Raw genomic sequence first — 1,928 nt, forward strand, 5'->3', positions numbered from 1 at the left:
GTGTCGGTGCCCAGCGAGCCGTAGCAAAGCCCCGCCGCGGTCGCGACGCCCGAGCCGCTGGACGACGCGCCCGACCAGTGCGCCGCGTTCCACGGATTGACCGGCGGCGTGACCGTGGGGTGGTGGTCGGCATAGGCGCTCTCGGTGAGCTGCAGCTTGCCGAGGATCACGGCGCCGGCCTCGCGCAGCTTGCGCACGGCCGTGCCGTCCTCGGTGGGCACGAAGTCCCGGTAGAGCGTCATGCCGGCGGCGGTGGCCACGCCCTCGGTCCAGCACAAATCCTTCACCGCGACCGGCACGCCATGCAGCGGCCCGCGGATCTGGCCCTTCGCGATCTCGGCCTCGGCGCGGCGCGCTTCGGCCAGCGCCTGCTCGGCCATCACGATCGCATAGCTCTTCAGCGCGCCGTCGACCTTTTCGATGCGGTCGAGTTGCGCTTGCGTGACCTCGACCGGCGAGAGCTCCTTGCGCTGGATGCGCTGGCCGATGTCCACCAGCTCGAGGTAATGCAGTTCGTTGCTCATCCATGGCCTCCTGTGTATTGACTCATGCTTTCGAAATCGCCGAGATGCTCGCGCGGGATCTCCCCGCCGATCTGGCCGCGCTTGATGACGAGCACCCGCTGCGACACGGCGGCGATGAATTCGAGGTTCTGCTCCACCAGCACGATCGTGAGCTTCATGCGGTCGCGCAGCGCCGCCAGCGTCTCGGCGATCTCCTCGATGATCGAAGGCTGGATGCCTTCGGTGGGCTCGTCGAGCAGCAGCAGCGTGGGCTTGCCGGCCAGCGCGCGGGCCAGCGCCAGCAGCTGCTGCTCGCCGCCCGAGAGCGAACCGCCGGGCCGTTCCAGCAGCGGCTTGAGGCGCGGAAAGTCCTCCAGCAGCGCCTCGACGGTGTGCAGCGTGCGCTCGCCGGTCTTCACCAGGCCCATGCGCAGGTTGTCCATCGCGCTCAGCGTCGGAAAGATCTCGCGCCCCTGCGGCACGTAGGCCATGCCGAGGCGGGCTCGCGCATGCGGCGCGAGGCGCGTGACCTCGGCATCGCCGAAGCGCACGGTGCCCGACGTGGCGCGCAGCGCGCCGATCAGCGTGCGCAGCATGGTGGTCTTGCCCATGCCGTTGTGGCCGAGGATGCCGACCGATTCGCCTTGCGCGATCTGCAGCGAGATGTCGTGCAGCACGGGGATGGCCCCGTAGCCTGCGTGAAGACCCGATACGTCCAGCATGTTGTGGTGCGCCTTCGGGTTCAGTGCGGCTTCTTGCCGAGGTAGATCTGCTGGATCAGCGGGTCGCTCATGATGCGGTCCGGCGTGTCCTCCTTGATCACGGCGCCCTGGTGCAGCACGGTGACTTTCCTGGCGATCATGCGGATGAAGTTCATGTCGTGTTCCACCACCACCAGCGCATGCTGGCGGTTGATCTCCAGAATGAGTTCGGCCGTGCGCGCGACCTCGCCGTCGCTCATGCCGGCGGCCGGTTCGTCGAGCAGGATCAGTGGCGGATCGGCCGCGATCACCACGCCGATGAAGGCGAAGCTCGAGCCCAGGTAGCTGGGCACCTTGCCGCCGGTGACGAAATAGAAGATCAGCGTGCCGACGCCGCTCATCAGGATGGCGATGTTGGGGTCGGACCCCATCAGGATCGGTGCCAGCACCGTGGCGCCGAACATCGCGATGACGTGCTGCACGCCCATCGCGCCTGTCTGCAGCCAGGGCAGCCGCTCGTCGGGCGCGATCACCGCGCCGTTGGCCAGCGAGGACGCGGGCCGCTCAGTCCAGTTGAACATTTCTTGTCTCCTCTTGTTGGTTGTTGGTGGGGCGTGATTGTGGTCGATGAACCCCACACTGAACACACCCGTCACCCCGGGCTCGCTGCCTCGGTCAGCGAGGCTGCAGCACTGCCATCGTGATGCGCGACACGCAGGTCAGC

At 67.5% G+C, this 1,928-nt stretch carries 2 protein-coding genes and 1 pseudogene; all 3 read right to left on the reverse strand.

What is annotated here, in order from left to right; genetic code table 11:
• The coding region (locus ACSFA3_RS22355; RefSeq protein ID WP_435507688.1) for an amidase family protein at nucleotides 1-524 on the reverse strand (524 nt) is incomplete at its 3' end.
• Nucleotides 521-1,225, reverse strand: a complete 705-nt coding sequence (locus ACSFA3_RS22360; RefSeq protein ID WP_435507689.1) for an ABC transporter ATP-binding protein — start codon at nucleotides 1,223-1,225, stop codon at nucleotides 521-523. The genes ACSFA3_RS22355 and ACSFA3_RS22360, both read right to left, overlap by 4 nt.
• 278 nt (nucleotides 1,226-1,503) lie before the next feature.
• Nucleotides 1,504-1,785, reverse strand: a pseudogene (locus ACSFA3_RS22365) (solute carrier family 23 protein); the annotation flags it as partial.
• Between the last annotated feature and the right edge of the window lie 143 nt (nucleotides 1,786-1,928).

It is taken from the genome of Variovorax glucosi (assembly GCF_051216695.1).
Classification (GTDB): Bacteria; Pseudomonadota; Gammaproteobacteria; order Burkholderiales; family Burkholderiaceae_C; genus Variovorax.